The 18,591-nt window shown below is 64.7% G+C and carries 16 protein-coding genes and 1 pseudogene; 5 read left to right on the plus strand and 12 right to left on the minus strand.

Annotation, left to right across the window (positions count from 1 at the left end):
- Positions 1–97: 97 nt before the first annotated feature.
- Both ACQKPE_RS00005 and ACQKPE_RS00010 read left to right on the plus strand, forming a co-directional pair.
- Positions 98–1,420: pseudogene (locus ACQKPE_RS00005) on the plus strand (DUF3656 domain-containing U32 family peptidase); the annotation flags it as partial.
- 135 nt (positions 1,421–1,555) lie between these two features.
- Entirely contained in the window at positions 1,556–2,113 is a 558-nt protein-coding gene (locus ACQKPE_RS00010) for a TetR/AcrR family transcriptional regulator (RefSeq protein WP_427662727.1), read from the plus strand.
- An 84-nt stretch (positions 2,114–2,197) separates the two neighbouring features.
- On the opposite strand, the gene ACQKPE_RS00015 is transcribed toward ACQKPE_RS00010, so the two are convergent.
- The 5 genes from ACQKPE_RS00015 to ACQKPE_RS00035 all read right to left on the minus strand — a co-directional run bounded on the left by ACQKPE_RS00015 (position 2,198) and on the right by ACQKPE_RS00035 (position 9,807).
- Positions 2,198–5,335, minus strand: coding sequence for a multidrug efflux RND transporter permease subunit (locus tag ACQKPE_RS00015; RefSeq protein WP_427662728.1), 3,138 nt, complete (start codon positions 5,333–5,335; stop codon positions 2,198–2,200).
- A gap of 15 nt (positions 5,336–5,350) precedes the next feature.
- The gene (locus ACQKPE_RS00020) at positions 5,351–6,490 is read right to left on the minus strand and encodes a MexC family multidrug efflux RND transporter periplasmic adaptor subunit (RefSeq protein WP_427662729.1); all 1,140 of its coding nucleotides are present in this window, start codon (positions 6,488–6,490) and stop codon (positions 5,351–5,353) included.
- Between the two features lie 128 nt (positions 6,491–6,618).
- Positions 6,619–7,893 (minus strand): NTP/NDP exchange transporter, encoded by a 1,275-nt coding sequence (locus tag ACQKPE_RS00025; protein ID WP_427662730.1) that lies wholly within the window; start codon positions 7,891–7,893, stop codon positions 6,619–6,621.
- Between the two features lie 4 nt (positions 7,894–7,897).
- On the minus strand, positions 7,898–8,806 hold the full coding sequence (locus ACQKPE_RS00030; RefSeq protein ID WP_427662883.1) for an aldo/keto reductase: 909 nt from the start codon (positions 8,804–8,806) through the stop codon (positions 7,898–7,900).
- Between the two features lie 122 nt (positions 8,807–8,928).
- Positions 8,929–9,807, minus strand: a complete 879-nt coding sequence (locus ACQKPE_RS00035; protein ID WP_427662731.1) for a Dyp-type peroxidase — start codon at positions 9,805–9,807, stop codon at positions 8,929–8,931.
- A gap of 195 nt (positions 9,808–10,002) precedes the next feature.
- Here ACQKPE_RS00035 and ACQKPE_RS00040 point away from each other — a divergent pair, with 195 nt between their 5' ends.
- Positions 10,003–10,896, plus strand: coding sequence for a bile acid:sodium symporter family protein (locus ACQKPE_RS00040; protein WP_427662732.1), 894 nt, complete (start codon positions 10,003–10,005; stop codon positions 10,894–10,896).
- Here ACQKPE_RS00040 and ACQKPE_RS00045 read toward each other — a convergent pair whose 3' ends face one another.
- A complete protein-coding gene (locus ACQKPE_RS00045) occupies positions 10,897–11,361 on the minus strand; it encodes a sterol desaturase family protein (protein WP_427662733.1) in 465 nt (154 codons plus the stop codon).
- A 386-nt stretch (positions 11,362–11,747) separates the two neighbouring features.
- On the opposite strand from ACQKPE_RS00045, the gene ACQKPE_RS00050 reads away from it, so the two are divergent.
- Positions 11,748–12,455 (plus strand): MgtC/SapB family protein, encoded by a 708-nt coding sequence (locus ACQKPE_RS00050; protein ID WP_427662734.1) that lies wholly within the window; start codon positions 11,748–11,750, stop codon positions 12,453–12,455.
- 4 nt (positions 12,456–12,459) lie between these two features.
- Here ACQKPE_RS00050 and dksA read toward each other — a convergent pair whose 3' ends face one another.
- The 6 genes from dksA to ACQKPE_RS00080 all read right to left on the minus strand — a co-directional run bounded on the left by dksA (position 12,460) and on the right by ACQKPE_RS00080 (position 17,746).
- On the minus strand, positions 12,460–12,864 hold the full coding sequence (dksA, locus tag ACQKPE_RS00055) for an RNA polymerase-binding protein DksA (protein ID WP_427662735.1): 405 nt from the start codon (positions 12,862–12,864) through the stop codon (positions 12,460–12,462).
- A gap of 25 nt (positions 12,865–12,889) precedes the next feature.
- Complete coding sequence (locus tag ACQKPE_RS00060; RefSeq protein WP_427662736.1) at positions 12,890–14,227, minus strand: dihydroorotase; 1,338 nt, start codon at positions 14,225–14,227, stop codon at positions 12,890–12,892.
- Positions 14,228–14,229: 2 nt separating this feature from the next.
- A complete protein-coding gene (locus ACQKPE_RS00065) occupies positions 14,230–14,790 on the minus strand; it encodes a carbonate dehydratase (protein WP_427662737.1) in 561 nt (186 codons plus the stop codon).
- Positions 14,791–14,874: 84 nt separating this feature from the next.
- A complete protein-coding gene (locus ACQKPE_RS00070; RefSeq protein ID WP_427662738.1) occupies positions 14,875–15,852 on the minus strand; it encodes a DNA-binding protein in 978 nt (325 codons plus the stop codon).
- 236 nt (positions 15,853–16,088) lie between these two features.
- On the minus strand, positions 16,089–17,501 hold the full coding sequence (locus tag ACQKPE_RS00075; protein ID WP_427662739.1) for a diaminobutyrate--2-oxoglutarate transaminase: 1,413 nt from the start codon (positions 17,499–17,501) through the stop codon (positions 16,089–16,091).
- Between the two features lie 29 nt (positions 17,502–17,530).
- The gene (locus ACQKPE_RS00080; RefSeq protein WP_427662740.1) at positions 17,531–17,746 is read right to left on the minus strand and encodes an MbtH family protein; all 216 of its coding nucleotides are present in this window, start codon (positions 17,744–17,746) and stop codon (positions 17,531–17,533) included.
- 98 nt (positions 17,747–17,844) lie between these two features.
- On the opposite strand from ACQKPE_RS00080, the gene fhuF reads away from it, so the two are divergent.
- On the plus strand, positions 17,845–18,579 hold the full coding sequence (gene fhuF / locus ACQKPE_RS00085) for a siderophore-iron reductase FhuF (RefSeq protein WP_427662741.1): 735 nt from the start codon (positions 17,845–17,847) through the stop codon (positions 18,577–18,579).
- Positions 18,580–18,591: the final 12 nt, after the last annotated feature.

Consider the following 18,591-nt stretch of genomic DNA (forward strand, 5'->3'; position numbering starts at 1 on the left):
GAAAAAGAGACACGCGCTCTAACGAGTTTAAATGGCGCACTAGAAGAAGAGCACATAAGAATAATGAGAAAACCAAATCACCTCACCGACAAAAACCAACCTGCGCGACCTGGTAGATGCCGGCGTGCGCTCGTTCAAGATCGAGGGCCGCTACAAGGACATGGGCTATGTGAAGAACATCACCGCCCACTACCGCAAGGAACTCGACGCCATCCTCGAGGACCGCCCGGCCCTGGCCCGCGCCTCCAGCGGGCGCACCGAGCACTTCTTCGTGCCCGACCCGGACAAGACCTTCCACCGTGGTAGCACCGACTACTTCGTCAGCGAGCGCAAGATCGACATCGGCGCCTTCGACTCGCCAACCTTCACCGGCCTGCCGGTGGGCGTGGTGGAAAAGGTCGGCAAGCGCGACCTGCTGGTGGCCACCGAGGTGCCGCTGACCAATGGCGATGGCCTGAACGTGCTGGTCAAGCGCGAGGTGGTGGGTTTCCGGGCGAACATCGCCGAATTGAAAAGCGAATCCGAGGAAGACGGCCAGAAGCGCTATCGCTACCGGGTCGAGCCCAACGAAATGCCCGAGGGCCTGTACAAGCTGCGTCCCAACCACCCGCTGTCGCGCAACCTCGACCACAACTGGCAGCAGGCCCTGCAACGTACTTCGGCCGAACGTCGCGTGGGTGTCGAGTGGCATGCGGTGCTGACCGAGCAGCGCCTGATGCTGACTGTCAGCAGCGAGGAAGGCGTAAGCGTGCAGGTGGCCCTGGACGGCCCGTTCGGTGCGGCCAACAAGCCACAACAAGCGCTCGACCAGTTGCATGACCTGCTCGGCCAGCTGGGTACCACCCAGTACCACGCCAATGCCATCGAGCTGGACGCGCCACAGGCGTTCTTCATCCCCAATTCGCAGCTCAAGGCCCTGCGCCGCGAAGCCATCGAGGCCCTGACCGAGGCGCGGGTAGCGGCTCATCCGCGTGGCGGGCGCAAGGCCGAGACCACGCCGCCACCGGTGTACCCCGAGGCGCACCTGTCGTTCCTGGCCAACGTCTACAACCAGAAGGCCCGCGACTTCTACCACCGCCACGGGGTGAAGCTGATCGATGCCGCGTACGAAGCCCATGAAGAGCACGGCGAGGTGCCGGTGATGATCACCAAGCACTGCCTGCGCTTCTCCTTCAACCTGTGCCCCAAGCAGGCCAAGGGCGTGACCGGCGTACGCACCAAGGTCGCGCCGATGCAACTGGTGCATGGCGACGAGGTGCTGACCCTGAAGTTCGACTGCAAGCCCTGCGAAATGCATGTGGTCGGCAAGATGAAGGGCCATATCATTGACCTGCCCTCGCCCGGCAGCGCGGTTGGCCAAGTCGTTGGGCACATCAGCCCGGAAGACCTGCTCAAGACCATCGTGCGCGCACCGCACTGAGCCTTTCGGGGGCCAGCCTCGGCTCCCGCTTTCGAAGCAAATGAGTCTCAAATAAGACTCACCCACCTCCAGCGAGTTGAAAGCGCTTCATTTTCCTGCACAATGGACGCTATGCGCCCCCTGCGAGGAACCTCGATGCAACCCCCATCCCAAGACGAACGCCTGCTCAAGGCGCTCGCCCACGCCATCGTGCTGCACCCCCGCGCAACCTTGAAGGAACTGGCCGAGGCTGCCGGTATCAGCAAGGCCACCCTGCACCGCTTCTGCGGCACCCGCGACAACCTGGTGGACATGCTCGAACAGCATGGCGAGCGGGTACTCAACCAGGTCATCGAAGATGCCGACCTTGGCAACGCCGAACCGCTGTCGGCGCTGCGCCAGCTGATCACCGAGCACCTCAAGCACCATGAGATGCTGCTGTTCCTGATGTTCCAGTACCGCCCCGACACCTTGCTGGGCGACGGCGACGACCGCCGCTGGAAAGCCTATAACCAAGCCATGGATGTGTTCTTCCTGCGGGCCCAGCAGATGGGCGTGCTGCGCATCGATATCAGCGCGGCGGTATTCACCGAGATGTTCCTCACCTTGATATTCGGCATGGCCGACGCCGTGCGGCGCGGGCGTGCGGCCAGCGCCTATGCGGCGCAGGCGCTGGAGCAGCTGTTCTTGCAGGGCGCGCGGGTCCAGGGCTGAAACACCCGCGCAAAAAAAAGGCCCCAGGGCGATGCGCTGGGGCCAAGACAGTAATCGATTTCCCACCAAGCAAATGTCGGCGCTTTATTGCAGCGCCTCGTCGGCCTGTGCCTGGGCGGCCGGCTTTGGCTTGCGTTTAAGCAGCGACAGCACCCAAACGAAGCAGATCGGTACGAATACCACGCCCAGCAAGGTTGCGCTGAGCATGCCACCGATCACCCCGGTGCCGATCGCCCGCTGGCTGGCTGCACCGGCGCCGCTGGCGATGGCCAGGGGCACCACGCCGAGGATGAACGCCATCGAGGTCATCACGATCGGCCGGAAGCGCAGGCGTGCGGCTTCCAGGGCGGCGTCGCGCAGGCTGTGACCCTTCTCCCAAAGCTCCTTGGCGAACTCGACGATCAGGATCGCGTTCTTCGCCGCCAGGCCAATGATGGTGATCAGGCCGACCTTGAAGTACACGTCGTTGGGCATGCCCGCCGCCATCACCGCCAGCACCGCGCCCAAGGCACCGATCGGCACGATCAGCATCACGGTCAGCGGAATGGCCCAGCTCTCGTACAGCGCCACCAACAAGAGGAACACCACCAGGATGGCCAGGGCGAACAGGCTGCCGGCCTGGCCGCTGGAGACCTTCTCCTGGTACGACAACCCCGTCCAGGCGTAGCCGATGCCCGGCGGCAGGTCGGCGACCAGGCGCTCCATCTCGGCCATGGCCTGGCCGGTACTGTGGCCCGGTGCGGCATCGCCTGCGATGCGGATCGACGGGTAGCCGTTGTAGCGTACGATCTGTACCGGCCCCTCTTCCCAGTGCGTGGAAACGAAGGCGCTGAACGGCACCTGTTGCCCTGACGCGTTGGGCGCATACAGGCGCAGCACGCTTTCCGGGGTCATGCGCTCGCCCTGCTCGGCCTGTACCACCACGCGCTGGTGGCGTCCAGCGTTGGTGAAGTCGTTGATCACCTGCGAGCCGAATGCGGTGGACAAGGTGTTGTTGATGGTCTCGAAGTTCACGCCCAGTGCGCGGGCCTTCTCGCGGTCCACCTCGACCCGCAGCTGCGGCGCCTCGGCCAGGCCTTCCATCATCGCGTAGAGGATCGCCGGGTTGCCGTTGGCCTCCTGAAGCAGCTTGTCGCGGGCCGCCAGCAAGGCCTCGCGACCGAGGTTGCCACGGTCGAGCAGGCGCAAGGCAAAACCACCGGAGTTGCCCAGGCCATCGATCGGCGGCGGGTTGACCGCCATGATGCTGCCGTCACCGTGGCTGGCGAAGCGTTCGTTGACCGCCGCGGCCTCGGCTTCCACCGATTGCTCGGCGCTGCGCTCGGACCAGTCCTTGAAGGTCGGGAAAGCCAGCGCGGCGTTCTCGCCCATGCCCGAGAAGCTGAAGCCGCTGACCACGAACACCGAGGCCAGTGCCTCGCGCGACATCATGAACTGCTCCAGGGCCTGCCCGGTGGCGTCGGTACGCAGGCGGCTGGCGCCTGGCGGCAGCTGGATGTCGACGATGGCATAGCCCTGGTCCTCGACCGGCACGAACGATTCAGGCAGGCGCAGGTAGAAGTAGCCCAGCACCACCAGAATGCCGGCGTACACCAGCATGAAACGCCCGGCACGGGCCACCAGTGCGCCGTTGAGTGCCGAATAGCGCTCGGTCAGGCGATTGAAACCGCGGTTGAAAGCGCCGAAGAACCCGCGCTTCTCGTGGTGCCCTTGGGGTACCGGCTTGAGCAAGGTTGCGCACAGCGCCGGGGTAAAGGTCAGGGCCAGGAAGCCCGAGAACAGAATCGACACTGCCAGCGACAGCGAGAACTGCTGGTAGATCACCCCCACCGAGCCGGACATGAACGCCAACGGCAGGAACACCGCTGACAGTACCAGGGTGATACCGATGATCGCCCCGGACACCTGCCCCATGGCCTTGATGGTCGCCTGGGTCGGCGGCAAGCCTTCCTCGGCCATGATCCGCTCGACGTTCTCCACCACCACGATGGCGTCGTCCACCAGGATGCCGATGGCCAGCACCATGCCGAACATGGTCATCATGTTCACCGAGAAGCCCAGCAGCTTCATGATCACCAGCGTGCCGAGCAGGCACACCGGCACCACGATCGACGGGATCAGGGTGTAGCGGATGTTCTGCAGGAACAGGAACATCACCAGGAACACCAGCACCATGGCCTCTACCAAGGTGGTGATCACCTTGCCGATGGCCACGTCGACGAAGCGCGAGGTGTCGTAGGGAATCGAATACTCGACGCCCTCGGGGAAGAACTCGGACAGCTCGTCCAGGCGTTCCTTGACCAGCGCCGCAGTCTTCAAGGCATTGGCACCCGGTGCCAGCTGGATCGCCCCGGCCACGGCCGGCTTGCCATCCAGGCGCGAGGAGAAGTTGTAGCTTTCGCTGCCCACCTCAAGACGCGCCACATCGGCCAGGCGCACCATCGAGCCGTCCGGGTTGGCGCGCAGCACCACCCGGCCGAAGGCCTCGGGGTCATCCAGAGTACCGTGCACGGCCAGGGTCGCGGTCAGCTCCTGCTGGCTGCTGCCTGGCGCGCTGCCGAAGGCGCCCGCTGGCACCTGCACGTTCTGTCCGCGAATGGCGTTGCCGACGTCATCGATGGACAAGCCGTAGCCCACCAGCTTCTGCGGGTCGATCCACACCCGCATGGCCGCTTCCGAGGAGAAGAACTGCAACTTGCCCACGCCGGGCAGGCGGCGCAGCTCGTTGTTGATGTTGCGCGCGGCGTAGTCGCCCAGTTGGGTGGTGTCGCCGTTGGCGCTGGAGTCCTTGTAGTTCAGGGCGTAGATCAGCAAAAAGCCCGCGCTGGTCTGCTCCACTTCCACGCCCTGGGTGGTCACCGCGCCCGGCAGGCGTGCCTCAGCCTTCTTCAGGCGGTTCTGCACGTCGACCTGGGCCAGCTCCGGTTCGGTGCCCGGCTCGAAGGTGACGACGATCTCGGCGATGCCATTGGAGTTGTTGGTCGACTCGAAATACAGCAGGTTCTTGGCGCCGTTGAGCGACTCTTCGATGACGCTGGTGACCGATTCGACCAGCACCTTGGCCGAGGCCCCTGGGTAGGTGGCGGTGATGGTGATCTGCGGCGGTGCCACGCTGGGGTACTGGGCCACCGGCAACATCGGGATGGCCAGCAGGCCGGCCAGGGAGATGAACAGTGCCACGACCCACGCAAGGTTGGGCCGGGCGATGAAGAACTTGGACATTGGACTCTCCCTGTATCAGCGCGTCGCGGCCTGTTGCGCCGCGCTCGGCGCTACCGGCGCGCCTGGAGCGAGCCCTGCCGGGCTGCCGACGATGACCTGATCGCCCGGCTGCAGCCCTTCGAGGATCTGCCAACGTGCGCCCTGCATGGCCCCGGTACGCACCTCGCGGGCCTCGGCCATGCCATTGGCACCCACCAGCATCACCCGCGCCTGGCCGTCGGCACTGCGCTGCACGGCGCGTTGCGGTACCAGGATGGCGCGGTTGTCGGTGCCTTGTGGCGTGCGTACACGCACATACATGCCGGGCAGCAGGATGCCGTCGGCGTTGTCGAAACGACCACGCAGGGTGACTTGGCCAGTGCCAGGGTCGACCGCCACGTCGGTGAACATCAACTGGCCCTGGCGCTCGTAGTCGGTGCCTTCCACACGGGCTGTCAGCGCCTGGTCGTCACGGGCCAAGGCGCCGTCCTTGAGGGCCTGGCGCAGACGCAGGGCATCGGCGGCGGACTGGGTAAAGTCGATATAGATGGGGTCGAGTTGCTGGATACGTGCCATCAGCGTGGCGTCGCCCTGCCCCACCAGCGCACCCTCGGTGATCAGTGCACGGCCGATACGGCCGGAAATCGGCGCCTTGACCGTGGCGTAACCGAGGTTCAGGCGGGCAGTTTCGACATCGGCCTTGGCCGAGCGGATGGCCGCCTCGGCGCTGCGCAGGTCGGCGCTGGCGGTGTCGAAATCCTGTTGGCTGACGGCTTCGATCTCCACCAGCGGCGCATAACGGCGCACCCGCGCCTGGGCCTCATGGCGCACTGCCTCGGCCCGTGCCAAGTCGCCCTCGGCCCGCGACAGCGCGGCCTTGAACGGCGCGGGGTCGATCTGGAACAGCACATCGCCGGCCTTGACGTCGGCGCCCTCCTCGAAGCGCTTGTTCAGCACGATGCCGGCCACCCGGGCCCGCACCTCGGCCACACGCATGGGTTCGACGCGACCAGGCAGGGTCGAGGCCAGGTTCAGGACTTCATTGGCGACCGTAACGGTTTGTACCGGAAGGGGGGAAGGCGCGGCGGCCTGCTGGCCACCCTCGTCGCCACAGCCCGCCAGGGCCATGGCTACGGCCAGGAGGCTGGCCATGCCTGTTGCACGCAAAATGCTCATTTTTTCGCTCACCGAGCCTTATGAAAACCGGTCGAATGGTACTCACGGCAAGGCGGTGAGTCAATTTAGTCTCATTTGATCTTTTTGTGAAAGATTGTAAGGAAGTGTCTCTCCTGGGCGTCCAAGTATCACTGCCCTTCCAGACGCCGTTGACGCCGCCCCAGCCAGCCGCCTGTGATACCCCAGCCGAGAGCAATCAGAGAGCCGATCAACATGGCCAATTGCGGATGCTCCCCCATCAGGTCCAGGCCCCGCTTGACCCAGCCGCTCAGGGCATCGCCACCGCGATAGACCACGGTGTCGATAAAGTTCTTGGCCTTGTATTTATCCTCGGCTGGCAACACCGTGAACAGCATCTCCCGCCCAGGGCGTACCAAGGCGTATTCGCCAGCGCGGCGTACCACCATCACCACGACGAACACTGCAAAAACGGGTGCGAACGCCAGCCATAGGAATCCTGCGGCCATCACCAGCGGCACCGCCACCAGCAGCACACCAACGCCCATTCGCCGGGCCAGGCGGCCGGTCAAGAACACCTGGGTGAGGATCGCCAGGGCCTGCACCAGGGTGTCGATCATGCCGAACACCTGAGTCTGGCGGGTACGATCGGTGAAGGTTTCGCTGACGATGCGCGCCTGCTCGAAATACAGGAAGGTGCTGACGCTGGCCAGCAGCACCACGAACAGCGCGATACCCAGCAAGTAAGGTGACCGCACCACCGCCATGGCACCGGCGAATGGGTTGCCGCCCAGTGGGCGTGAAGCCGGGTGTTCGGTAGTTGCTGGCAACGGGTTGCGTTGCCGCCAAGCCTGCAGATACAGCGCAGCCCCTACGCTGCCCAGCAGGAACAGCCCGGCCAGCACTAGTAGCCCGGCATGGCCCAACGGCGCCACCAGCAGGGTGCCGAGGATAGGCCCGCTCAAGCCCCCCAGGCTGGCACCCGCCGCCAGCAGGCCGAACAGGCGCTTGCCCTGCTCGCTGGAGAACAGGTCGGCGAACACACTCCAGGCCAAGGAAATGGCCAGCAGGTTGAACACCGACAGCCAGATATAAAAAGCCCGCGCATGCCAGAGATCATCCGGGTCGCGGGCAAAGAGCACAGCGAACAACAAAAGGTTGCTGATGAAGAACCCATAGGCCCACGGCAGGATGCTGCGCCTTGGCACCCGCGAGGCCAGCCAGCCGAACAACGGCAGGCACACCAGAGTGGCGACGAAGGTGCCAGTGAACAGCCATTGCAGGTTGTCCACCCCGCCGGCCACGCCCATGGTTTCGCGTACCGGGCGCAGCATGAAATAGCCGGTGAACAACAAGTAGAACAGCAGCAGCCCGGCCACCACCGCCGGGCCTTCGCCAGGCTGGATGTTGAGGCTTTGGTCCAGGCGGCGTCGCCAGCCGTTCATGGCCTCACGCAAACTGCTTGACCAACGCCTGCTGCTGCGCCTCGCTCAACAGCGGACCAACACCGGCCTTGAGCTGGTCGAGCTGACGGTCCGGGCGGCCGGTGGCGGGGATCACTGCGGTCACCGCCGGGTGGCTGATGGCAAACTTCAGGAACAGCTGCGCCCAGCTTGTGATCCCCGCTTCTGCAGCCCAGCCAGGCAATGCCTGGTCCTTGACCTTGGCGAACAAGCGCCCATCGTCGAAGGCGCGATTGATCAGCACCGCCACGCCTTTGTCGCGGCACAGCGGCAACAGCTCGCGGGCGGCTTCTGGTGCATTGACCGAATAATTGATCTGCACGAAATCCAGCGGTTCGCTACGCACGATCTCGGCGACCGCCTCGTGGCCACTGGCCAGGTAATGGGTGATGCCGATATAGCGGGTCTTGCCCTGCTGCTTGAGTTCACGGGCGTAGGGCAGCTGGGTCTTCCAGTCGCGCAGGTTGTGGATCTGCAACAGGTCGACCTTGTCGGTACGCAGGCTGCGCAGGGTCTCGGCCCACTGCTGGCGAGCTGCCTCGGGGCTGTCGGCAGCGATCTTGGTGGCGAGGAAACACTGGCGGTGCCAGCCGCCCTCCTCCAACAACTGGCCGAGAATGGCATCGGCGCCGCCATAGTTGGGCGAGGTGTCGATGATCTTGCCGCCACCCTGGAAGAAAGCCTTGAGCACTTCCTTGAGCTGTTGGTATTGCGCGGACCCAGCGGACACTTCGAAACTGCCGGAGGTGCCTGCACCGATCACCGGCAAGGCCTCACCGGTGGAAGGCACCTTGCGTGTGAGCATGCCCGTAGCGCTCTCGGCCCGCAGCATTGGGCTGGCGGCCAGCAGGCCCAAGGCGGCGCTGGCGAGCAGGACATCGCGACGTGCGTACATCATGAAGAAGCTCCCGTAGTGGGTGGCTCATGCAAGCCGCGCCACCGTCATCAATCGGAAACCTTCAAGGCTAGTCGCAATGTCCTACAGCGTTTGGAGATTCTGTATCTGGATATTTAGGCTCAACCCAGCAGCAGGCGCAGGTCCAGGCCATGCTCGCCCATGGGCGGGCACCAGTAGTAGCCGCCGCTCAGCGGGCGACTGAAGCGATACAAGGCATCGGTTACGCCGTCTTCCAGGCCACTCATGCGCCGCAGCTGCACCTCGAAGGCATCCAGCGAATGCCCCAGGGCCACGAAGGCCAGCCCCGCGCCACGCTCGTCGGCCCAGGCCAGCGAACGGCGCACCATGAAGGCCTCGGGCTCGAAGCTCTCTTGCGCGGTGCGCTTGACGTGGGCCGACTCGGGCGCCTCGTCGAGTTCTTCGTTGTCGCTCAGGCGGCGGCCGATGATGTCGTCCTGCTCGGCCTGGGGCAGTGCCTTGAAGTAACCCAGGTCGTGCTTCCACAGCTGGAACGCGGCGAAGCTCGAGCCTGTCAGCCCCGGCACATCGCTGGCGGTAATCGCGGCGTCGACTGCGGCCTGCTCAACCGGGTTCTCGGTGCCGTCTTCATAGCCAGTCAGATCGTGGCCACCACGGTGCAGGAAGCCTTCGACGCTGTCGACCAGGTTCAGCGCCGGCGCCAATAGCGCTTCCACGGCTTGGGCACGCAGGAACAGCTCACCGCGTTCTTCGCCACGCAGCCATAGCCACAGCGCATGCTGGGTACTGGGGTTCTCGACCACGGCATTCAGTTGCGGGAAGCCGCGCAGGCCCGGCACTTCACGCCCCAACGCCTTTACCAGCGGCGCGCCAACGGCAAGCACCAGTTGCTGGCCATCGACCTGCGGCAACAGCGCGTCCAGCACTGCGGGCAGCGCTTCGCTGGTGTGCAGGGCGAAGAACAGGTGGCGGGCGTGGGCAGGTACCGGGGTGGCAAGCAGGCCTTGCTGGAACGTCATGACAGGCGAAATCCTTGGCAAAAGCGCGAATGCTACTGCGCTCGGCAGCCCATCGCAACGCGGCACGTCGACGCTGGCACAGCGGCTTTTCGGAAAAGCCGGTAACAAAAGGTTACCAAGACCTGGCCCTTTGCGATTAGCGGCCTTGACACTTGCACCTACACTGCTTCGAATCCTTCGCCCGAGACGCTGCCGATGACCGCCTCACCCCTGCTCACCGCTATCCTGCCCCTCGCCTTGGGCATCATCATGCTGGGCCTTGGCCTGTCGCTGACCCTGGCCGATTTCGCGCGGGTGGTGAAATACCCCAAGCCGGTGCTGATCGGCCTGGCCTGCCAGATCCTCCTGCTGCCATTCGTGTGCTTCCTGATCGCCAATGGCTTCGGCCTGGAGGCGGCGCTGGCCGTGGGCTTGATGCTGCTGGCCGCCTCGCCTGGCGGCACCACCGCCAACCTGTTCAGCCACTTGGCCCATGGTGACGTGGCACTGAACATCACCCTGACTGCCGTGAACTCGCTGATCGCCATCCTGACCATGCCGCTGCTGGTGAACCTGTCCCTGATGTGGTTCATGGAGTCGGACCAGGCCATCCCGCTGCAATTTGCCAAGGTGATGCAGGTATTCGCCATCGTGCTGCTGCCGGTGGCCTTGGGCATGCTGATTCGCCGCTATGCCCCCGGCTTCGCCTCGCGCATGGAGAAGCCCATGAAGCTGGTGGCTGCGTTGTTCCTGGCATTCACCATCGTGCTGGCGCTGGCCAAGGACTGGCAGACCGTGGTCGAGTACGCCCCGCTGGTGGGCCTGGCCGCGCTGCTGTTCAACCTGCTGAGCCTGGGCGTGGGCTACTGGGTGCCACGTCTTTTGAAGATTCCCAAGCGCCAGGCGATTGCCATCGGCATGGAGATCGGTATCCACAACGGCACCCTGGCCATCGCCCTGGCGCTGAGCCCAAGCCTGCTGAACAACCCCACCATGGCGGTGCCAGCGGCGATCTACAGCCTGATCATGTTCTTCACGGCGGCAGTGTTCGGCTGGTGCGTGAGCCGTGGCCATGCGGCGTCGGCCAGCGAGCGGGAAACCGCGGGATGATCAGCGTTGGCGCCGCTCGCGCAATTGACGCTTGAGCACCTGCAAGGGCGGCGCATAGAAGAAGCCGAACGACACGCTGCCCTCACGCCCCTTCACCGCATGGTGCAGCCGATGCGCCCGGTACAAGCGCTTGAGGTAGCGCTGTACCGGGCGCGGCTTTTTAGGCCAGTGACGGTGGAAGAAGCCGTCATGGGCCAGCACATACAACACGCCATACCCCGCCACACCCGCGCCGACCCATTGCAGCGGCGCATACCCGGCCTTGCCCAGCGCCACCAGCGCCGCGGCAATCAGCGCCAGGGCCACGAGGTAGAAGTCGTTGGTCTCGAGCATGCCCAGGTGCGGTTCATGGTGCGAGCGGTGCAGCCACCAGCCCCAGCCGTGCATGACGTACTTGTGGGCCAGGGTGCCGACACCTTCCATGGCCACCAGGGTGCCGAGCAGGATGGCGAGGTTGAACAACATGCGAGGGTCCGGCGTCAGTGTGCGAAGGGCGCAAGGGTAGCATTGCGTAGGAACAGGATGAAATCGCGCCGAGGGCCGGTGCAGTGAAGCAATTGTCATCAAACCCGCCTTGACCCTCGCCAACGCCGGGCGTAAGGTCCGCGACGCAATTTCGCATCTCCAACAGGAACCCTGAATTGGACAGTAGCCCCAGTCGATTGCGACAGGCCCACACGGCGAGCTAGTCCGGCAGCGTTCCTGCCACGGTCTCGCCGAACCCGGTAGACGGTGGTCCATCCCCCTCTTTCCTTTTGCCCCAGCGCCCCGGCGCGGTCAGGCATGTGGCCCTGCGCATTCTCTTTATTTTCGTGAGTGACGCGGGCACCGCCCGTGGATAGAGGTTTGCTATGGATTGGAACATTTTCCTGCTGCGCGTCGGCGTAGCCTTGCTGCTTGGTGCCCTGATCGGTGCCGAACGTCAACTGCGCCAGCGCCTCACGGGCCTGCGCACCAACGCGCTGGTCAGCACCGGTGCCTGCCTGTTCATGCTGATCACCGAGGCCGTGCCGGGCATGGCGCCCAGCGATGCTTCGCGGATCGCCGCCTACGTGGTCTCCGGCATTGGTTTTCTCGGCGGCGGCGTGATCATGCGTGATGGTTTCAACGTACGTGGGCTCAACACCGCCGCCACCCTCTGGTGCACCGCCGCCATCGGCGTGCTGTGCAGCCTGGGGCTGCTGCTGGAGGCCACGCTGGGTACCTTGATGGTGTTGTGCGCCAATATTCTGCTGCGCGAGATATCCCAGCGCCTGGATCGCCAGGATGTGCTGCCGGCCAGTGAGGTCGAGCAGCGTTTCGAGGTGCGCATCGTGTGCCGCGCCGAAGATGAGATCCAGGTACGCAGCTTGCTGCTGCACACCTTGGGCGACCCCAGCCTGCGCCTACAGTCGCTGCACAGCGAGGACCTGCCCGACCCCACCCGCCTGGAGGTACGCGCCGAACTGGTGGGCACGCCGCAGGCACCCAGCCAGCTGGAGCGCATGGTCAGCCGGGTCAGTCTGGAAAAAGGCGTCAGCGCCGTGCGCTGGCAGTTGCAGCCGCTGGCCCATGACTGAGCTGTCAATCTGCGCGTAGGTGACGCTCGCGCAGTTCCTGGCGCTCCTTGGCCTCGATGCTCAGAGTGGTCATGGGGCGTAGCAGCAACCGGCGCAGGCCGATCGGCTCGCCGGTTTCCTCGCACCAGCCATAATCGCCCCGCGCCAGGCGTTCCAGCGCCTGGTCAATCTTGTCCAGCAGGCGTTTCTCGCGCTCCAGGCTGCGCAGTTGCCAATGCCGCTCTTCCTCGGCGCTGCCCTGGTCGGCGGCATCGCTGTGCACCTCCTGCTGGCGCAGGGACTGGAACTCTTCGTCGATACGCGCTTGCAGGGCGAGGCGCTGGGCCAGCAGCAAGTTACGGAAGAACTGGCGCTGGGGTTCGTTCATATAGGCCTCGGGAGGCTGGCGGAGCAGGTCTTCTTCAGTCATGGGCACCACTCTTACAAAGGAGGGTTCAACGGTCGAACAGCAACGGCAGGCCTTGGCAGCGGTCCTGCACCTGGCCTTGGTGCCAGGCCAACTGGCCAGAAACGACAGTCGTGCGCACCGCATGGTGGAAACTGCGGTGCTGCAACGGCGTCCACCCGCAATGGGCGAGCACCGGCTCCGAAGCCACCGGACGCGGCTGCAACAGGCGCTCGACCAGGACGAAATCGGCCCAATAGCCCTCGCGCAGGAAGCCGCGCTCGCGGATGGCGAACAACTCGGCCACCGCATGGCTGGTCTTGCGCACCACCTGGGCCAAGCTCAGCACGCCTTCGCTGACCAGCTCCAGCGCTGCCGGCAGAGCGTGCTGCACCAGGGGCAAACCGGACGGCGCGCGGGCGTACACCCGGCGTTTTTCCTCCAGGGTGTGCGGCGCGTGGTCGGTGCCGATCACATCGATCAGGTCATCGGCCAGGGCCTGGCGCAGGGCGTCGCGATCGCTACGCGACTTGATCGCCGGGTTGCACTTGATCAGGTGCCCCAGGCGCACGTAGTCGCTGTCGTCGAACAGCAGGTGGTGCAGGCAGGCTTCGGCAGTGATGCGCTTGTCGGCCACCGGGCCCGGCGCGAACAGCGCAAGCTCACGGGCGGTGGTCAGGTGCAACACATGCAGACGCGTGCCGAAGCGCCGGGCCATGTCCACGGCCAGCGAAGAAGAGCGATAGCAAGCCTCGGCGTCACGGATGCGCGGGTGCGCAGTGGCCGGAATGAAATCGCCATGGCGATCACGCCAGCGCGCCTCGTTGGTCAGGATGCTTGGCGTGTGCTCGCAGTGCGCCAGCAGCAGCGTCGGACACGCAATGAACAAGCGCTCCAGCACCTTGGGGTCGTCCACCAGCATATTGCCGGTGGAGGCCCCCATGAACACCTTCACGCCCGCGACTTGCGTGGGGTCGAGGGCAGCGACGGTCTCCAGGTTGTCGTTGCTGACACCGAAATGAAAGCTGTAGTTGGCCCGCGACACCGCCGCTGCACGGCGCTTCTTGTCGGCCAGCGCTTCGAGGGTCAAGGTGGCGGGGTCGGTGTTGGGCATGTCCATGAAACTGGTGATCCCGCCCGCCACCGCAGCCCTGGATTCGCTCGCCAGGCTGCCCTTGTGCGGCGCGCCAGGGTCGCGAAAGTGCACCTGGTCGTCGATCATCCCCGGCAGCAGCCACTGCCCCGCCGCGTCGATCTCCAACCGGGCACGCACGCCTTCGATGCTGCCGGCGATCTTGTCGATCCGCCCATTGCGCACCAGCAGGTCGGCGTCGAACTCCCGCCCCTCGTTGACCAAGCGAGCATTGCGCACCAATAGCTCGGCCATGTTCAGAACTCGTTCTGCAAGGCTTTGTAGCCCTGGACCAGGTCGATATTGGTGCGCGCCACATCTTCGGAGAACTCCGATGCCGACACACTCACCGGCGGGTAGCGGCCCAGGTCGGTGTGCGGGCCGATGTGCTCGGTGGGCGGCACGTAGAAACGTTCAGGCAGGTCGCACCCGTCGACCACCGAGTTGTGCCGCACCACGCTGCCATCACCCACGCGGCAATTGAACAGCACGCTGTTGAAGCCGATGAACACCCGGTCGCCGACCACGCAGGGGCCGTGGACGATGGAGCGGTGGGCGATGGAGGAATATTCGCCGATGGTCACGGCGGCGCCGGACTTGGAGTGGATCACCACGCCGTCCTGGATATTGGAATTGGCGCCGATGACGATGGGCTGCATGTCGCCGCTGGCATCTACCTCATCGGCGCGGATGACTGCATAAGGGCCGACGAAGACGTTGTCCTTGATCACGACCTTGCCGCAGATGATGGCGGTCTTGTCGATGTAGGCCGACTCGGCGATTTCGGGGAGGTGGCCGGAGGGGTTTCTGCGAATCACGGGGGTGTTCCTGGGGAATGTCGGTCCAGCAAATGTTATATTATAACAATTTACTTGCAACCCCCTTCCCCGCTCCACCTTGAGTCAGTCGCGCGCGGTGTGGTTTCTCTGCTGCTCCAACGCGTGTAGTTGGGCAAGGCGCTCTTGCAGGCGTTCGAGCTGGCGGGCCTGCCCGACGCACTCATCCCGCTTGCTCTCCAGCGCCTGGGTCTGCGCCTGTAGTTGCCGGCGCATTTCCTCGCTCGCCCCCTGGGCCTGGGCAAGGATCGAACGCAACCCTTGTACCTGGGCGTCACGCTGCTCCAGTTGCTCGTCCAGCACCTTGCACTGCACCGCACCCTGGCGCTGTTCGGCCTGCAACCGCTCATTGTCGCGGTGCAAGCGGGTGGCCTCGTCCTGCCGCACGATCATGCCTTGCTGCAACTGGCGCAACTCCACCTGCAACTGCTGCACCTGGGCTTCGTGGCGGCGCTGCTCCTGCTCGCGCTGCTCACGGCTGGCGCTGCGGTAATGCTCCAGCGCGTCGCGGGCATGCCGGTGTTTGTCTTCCAGCGAGCGAACCTGCTCGTCCTTGTCGCTCAGGCGCAACTGCAACTCGCCGAGCGCCTGGTTGAGGCTGGCATTGCGCAGCTGTTCGGCTTGCAGGCTGTGCTGGGTGTCAGCAAGCCGCTCCGACTCGACAGCCAGGGCGCTGGCTTGTACCTGATGCTGTTGATGAGCGGCCGCCAATGCTTGCTGCGCCAGCTGCAATTGCGCCTCGAATTGCTCGCGCTGCTCGGCCAAAGCGGCCTCGGCAGCATCGATTCGCAACTGGGCTTCTTCCTGCAACTGCGCCGATAGCTGTTCGACTAGGCGGGCCAACGGCTCGTTCAGCGCGGCCAGGCCTTGTGGCGCCACCGCTTGCTGGCTTTCCAATTCCTTCAGGTAGCGGTGGATGGTGGTCTTGGAGCCAGTGTTGCCCAGCTCAATGCGTACGGCATCGATGCTCGGGTGTTCGCCCCGGGCGATCAGCGCTTGCCGGGCCTGCTGCACCACTGCCTTGTTGATACCGCCGCGGGCCATATTCGCTCCTACTATTTCGTACTGTGTTACGTACCATGTAATTACGTACTGATTTTGCCCTTTTAATGGTCAAATTTCAATCCATCACTGACAATGAATAATCACGGCTTATCGAATGTGAGGGTTCATATCGCCCGAAAGATGCCCCATGGCGCACGGCTAAAACGTACTGGATCGCAGGCAAAAAAAAGCCCAGCGTGCAGCACACGCTGGGCGATCTCTAACAGCCTTCAGGCCTATGCCGACCGGCTCTCTACCTGCACCGCACTCGACAACGCCCGCTGGAACTTCTCGACCAGCACATCGATTTCCGCAGGCTGAATGATCAACGGCGGCAGGAAGCGCACCACCGCACCATGGCGCCCGCCCAGCTCGAGAATCACGCCTTCGCGCAAGCACTGCTGCTGAATCGCCTTCGCGAGAGCGCCATCGGCTGCCGGCGCTTTCTTGCCCAAGGTCGGTGGTGCGACGATCTCTACCCCCACCATCAATCCCCTACCCCGCACCTGGCCAATGCACCGGTATTGCCCCTGCAATTCGCTCAAGTGGGCCATCAGCCGTTGGCCCATGGCGCGGGCATGGGCGGCGAGGCCTTCTTGGCGCAGGTAGCGCAAGGTCGCGGTACCCGCCGCCATCGCCATCTGGTTGCCGCGGAAGGTGCCGGCATGGGCGCCAGGCTTCCATTGATCGAGCGCCTCCCGGTAGACGATCACCGACAGCGGCAAGCCGCCGCCCAGTGCCTTGGACAGCACCAATACATCCGGCTCGATACCGGCGTGCTCGAAGGCGAACAAGTCGCCCGTACGCGCGAAGCCGGTCTGCACCTCGTCGATCACCAGCACCACGCCATGCTCGCGGGTCAGGCGACGCAGCCCTTGCAGCCAGCGAGCCGGCGCCGGAATCACCCCGCCCTCGCCCTGGATCACCTCCACCACCAGCGCTGCTGGGGGCAGTACGCCGGACTCGGGGTCGCTGAGCAACTGTTCGATATGGCTCAGGCCAGCATCGATGCCTGCCTCGCCGCCGAGCCCGAACGGGCAGCGGTAGTCATAGGGGTATGGCAGCACCTGCACGTCGGCCATCAACGAACCTGGCAGGTTCTTCGGCCCCAGGTTGCCCATCAGGCTCAGCGCCCCATGGGTCATGCCGTGGTAGCCGCCCGAGAAGGTGAACACGCCCTTGCGGCCGGTGGCGATCTTGGCCAGCTTGAGTGCGGCTTCGATGGCATCGGCGCCGGTCGGGCCGCAGAACTGCACGCGGGCCTGGCTGGCGAACGCAGGTGGCAGGCAGTCGAACAACTCATCGACGAATGCCTCCTTGACCGGCGTGGTCAGGTCCAGGGTGTGCAACGGCAGCCCCGAATCCAGGGTCTGGCGCATGGCGGCAACGGCGACCGAGTGGTTATGGCCCAGCGCCAAGGTGCCGGCGCCGCCCAGGCAGTCCATGAAGAACTGGCCCTGGCTGTCACGCACGTACAGGCCGTGGGCCTCGACCAACGCCAGCGGAATACGCCGTGGGTAGGAGCGCGCCGACGACTCGCGCTGCGATTGGCGCTCCAGCCAGGCATTGCTGTCCAGCACCCGGGGCGGCTGGCGGCGGAAGTGTTCCAAGGTGAAAGTGGCTTCAGCGATTGACTCGATCTTGTCCATGGATGCGTGTCCGGAAGAGTTATAGAGGCTTAGCCTTGACCGTTGGCCTGCATGGCTTGGCGCAGGCTCAGCGGGCGCATGTCGGTCCACACCGACTCGATGTAGGCCAGGCACTCCTGCTTGCTGCCCTCGCACCCGGTACTGCGCCAGCCCTGCGGCACGGACTTGTAGTCCGGCCAGATCGAATACTGCTGCTCATCGTTCACGACCACCAGGAAACGGGTGTCGGGGTTGTCCAGGCTCATGGGAAACTCCTTGTGTTGAAACATGAAGGGGGCTGCCATGCTGGCGCCCGTTTTGTGAACTGATACACTCCAGCCCTGCCTCGATCCCGGATGGAACGATGATCGCCAGCCTTTCGCCGTTGCTCTGCGGCCCTCTGCAACGTTATGCCGACAACCTTCGCTTGCCCCTCCCGGGCAGCACGGCGGTCAATACCGAGACCTTCTTCCTGCGCGAAGACCTCGGGCGTTTCTTCGATGACCTGCAACGCCAGCATGCGGCCCAGCACCGCATTGCCGCCGTGTCGCTGTGGTCGAAGTGGTACATCAGCACCTTCCTGGTCCCGGTGGTCGCCGCCAACCTGCTGTTGCAGCGCGCGCTGCCCGTGGCCCTGTCCGAAGCGGGCCTGGTGCTGGCGCCCAATGGTCGGCCCCAGGCGCTGGAACTGGCTCACGATGGCCAAGCCACCGGTGGCGACGATGGCTTCCAGCGTTTCAGCTACCTGATCGATGACCACCTCGAGCCGCTGGTGACGGCGCTGACCGCGGTTTGTGGCGGTGCACCGAGGTTGTTCTGGAGCAACATCGGCAACACCTTCGAATTCGCTATCACCCGCACCGAGCTGCACCCGCTGGCCACGCCCGGCTGCACGGCGCCTGCCCGGCAGATCCTGCGCAGCCGCCTGCGCCCAGATGGTCAACGCAACCCGTTGTTCGAGCCGATCACCTATGCCGATGGGCGTGAAGACGAAGAAACCCGCCGCCGCCGGATCTGCTGCGTGCGCTATCACCTCAAGGGGGCCGGCTATTGCAGCAGTTGCCCGATCGAGCCGGCGCGCCGCCAGGTATTGGACTGACATGGCCGCGCC

This window comes from Pseudomonas sp. NPDC089554, assembly GCF_050280645.1.
Classification (GTDB): Bacteria; Pseudomonadota; Gammaproteobacteria; order Pseudomonadales; family Pseudomonadaceae; genus Aquipseudomonas.

Coding starts and splice junctions, on each gene's coding strand:
- ACQKPE_RS00035 (WP_427662731.1), bottom strand. CDS start 9,807: ATGACGTTCCAGCAAGGCCTGCTTGCCACCCCGGTACCTGCCCACGCC.
- ACQKPE_RS00070 (WP_427662738.1), bottom strand. CDS start 15,852: ATGGCCCGCGGCGGTATCAACAAGGCAGTGGTGCAGCAGGCCCGGCAA.
- ACQKPE_RS00050 (WP_427662734.1), top strand. CDS start 11,748: ATGGATTGGAACATTTTCCTGCTGCGCGTCGGCGTAGCCTTGCTGCTT.
- dksA (WP_427662735.1), bottom strand. CDS start 12,864: ATGACTGAAGAAGACCTGCTCCGCCAGCCTCCCGAGGCCTATATGAAC.
- ACQKPE_RS00020 (WP_427662729.1), bottom strand. CDS start 6,490: ATGAGCATTTTGCGTGCAACAGGCATGGCCAGCCTCCTGGCCGTAGCC.
- fhuF (WP_427662741.1), top strand. CDS start 17,845: ATGATCGCCAGCCTTTCGCCGTTGCTCTGCGGCCCTCTGCAACGTTAT.
- ACQKPE_RS00030 (WP_427662883.1), bottom strand. CDS start 8,806: ATGTACGCACGTCGCGATGTCCTGCTCGCCAGCGCCGCCTTGGGCCTG.
- ACQKPE_RS00010 (WP_427662727.1), top strand. CDS start 1,556: ATGCAACCCCCATCCCAAGACGAACGCCTGCTCAAGGCGCTCGCCCAC.
- ACQKPE_RS00045 (WP_427662733.1), bottom strand. CDS start 11,361: ATGTTGTTCAACCTCGCCATCCTGCTCGGCACCCTGGTGGCCATGGAA.
- ACQKPE_RS00015 (WP_427662728.1), bottom strand. CDS start 5,335: ATGTCCAAGTTCTTCATCGCCCGGCCCAACCTTGCGTGGGTCGTGGCA.
- ACQKPE_RS00025 (WP_427662730.1), bottom strand. CDS start 7,893: ATGAACGGCTGGCGACGCCGCCTGGACCAAAGCCTCAACATCCAGCCT.
- ACQKPE_RS00040 (WP_427662732.1), top strand. CDS start 10,003: ATGACCGCCTCACCCCTGCTCACCGCTATCCTGCCCCTCGCCTTGGGC.
- ACQKPE_RS00080 (WP_427662740.1), bottom strand. CDS start 17,746: ATGAGCCTGGACAACCCCGACACCCGTTTCCTGGTGGTCGTGAACGAT.
- ACQKPE_RS00060 (WP_427662736.1), bottom strand. CDS start 14,227: ATGGCCGAGCTATTGGTGCGCAATGCTCGCTTGGTCAACGAGGGGCGG.
- ACQKPE_RS00075 (WP_427662739.1), bottom strand. CDS start 17,501: ATGGACAAGATCGAGTCAATCGCTGAAGCCACTTTCACCTTGGAACAC.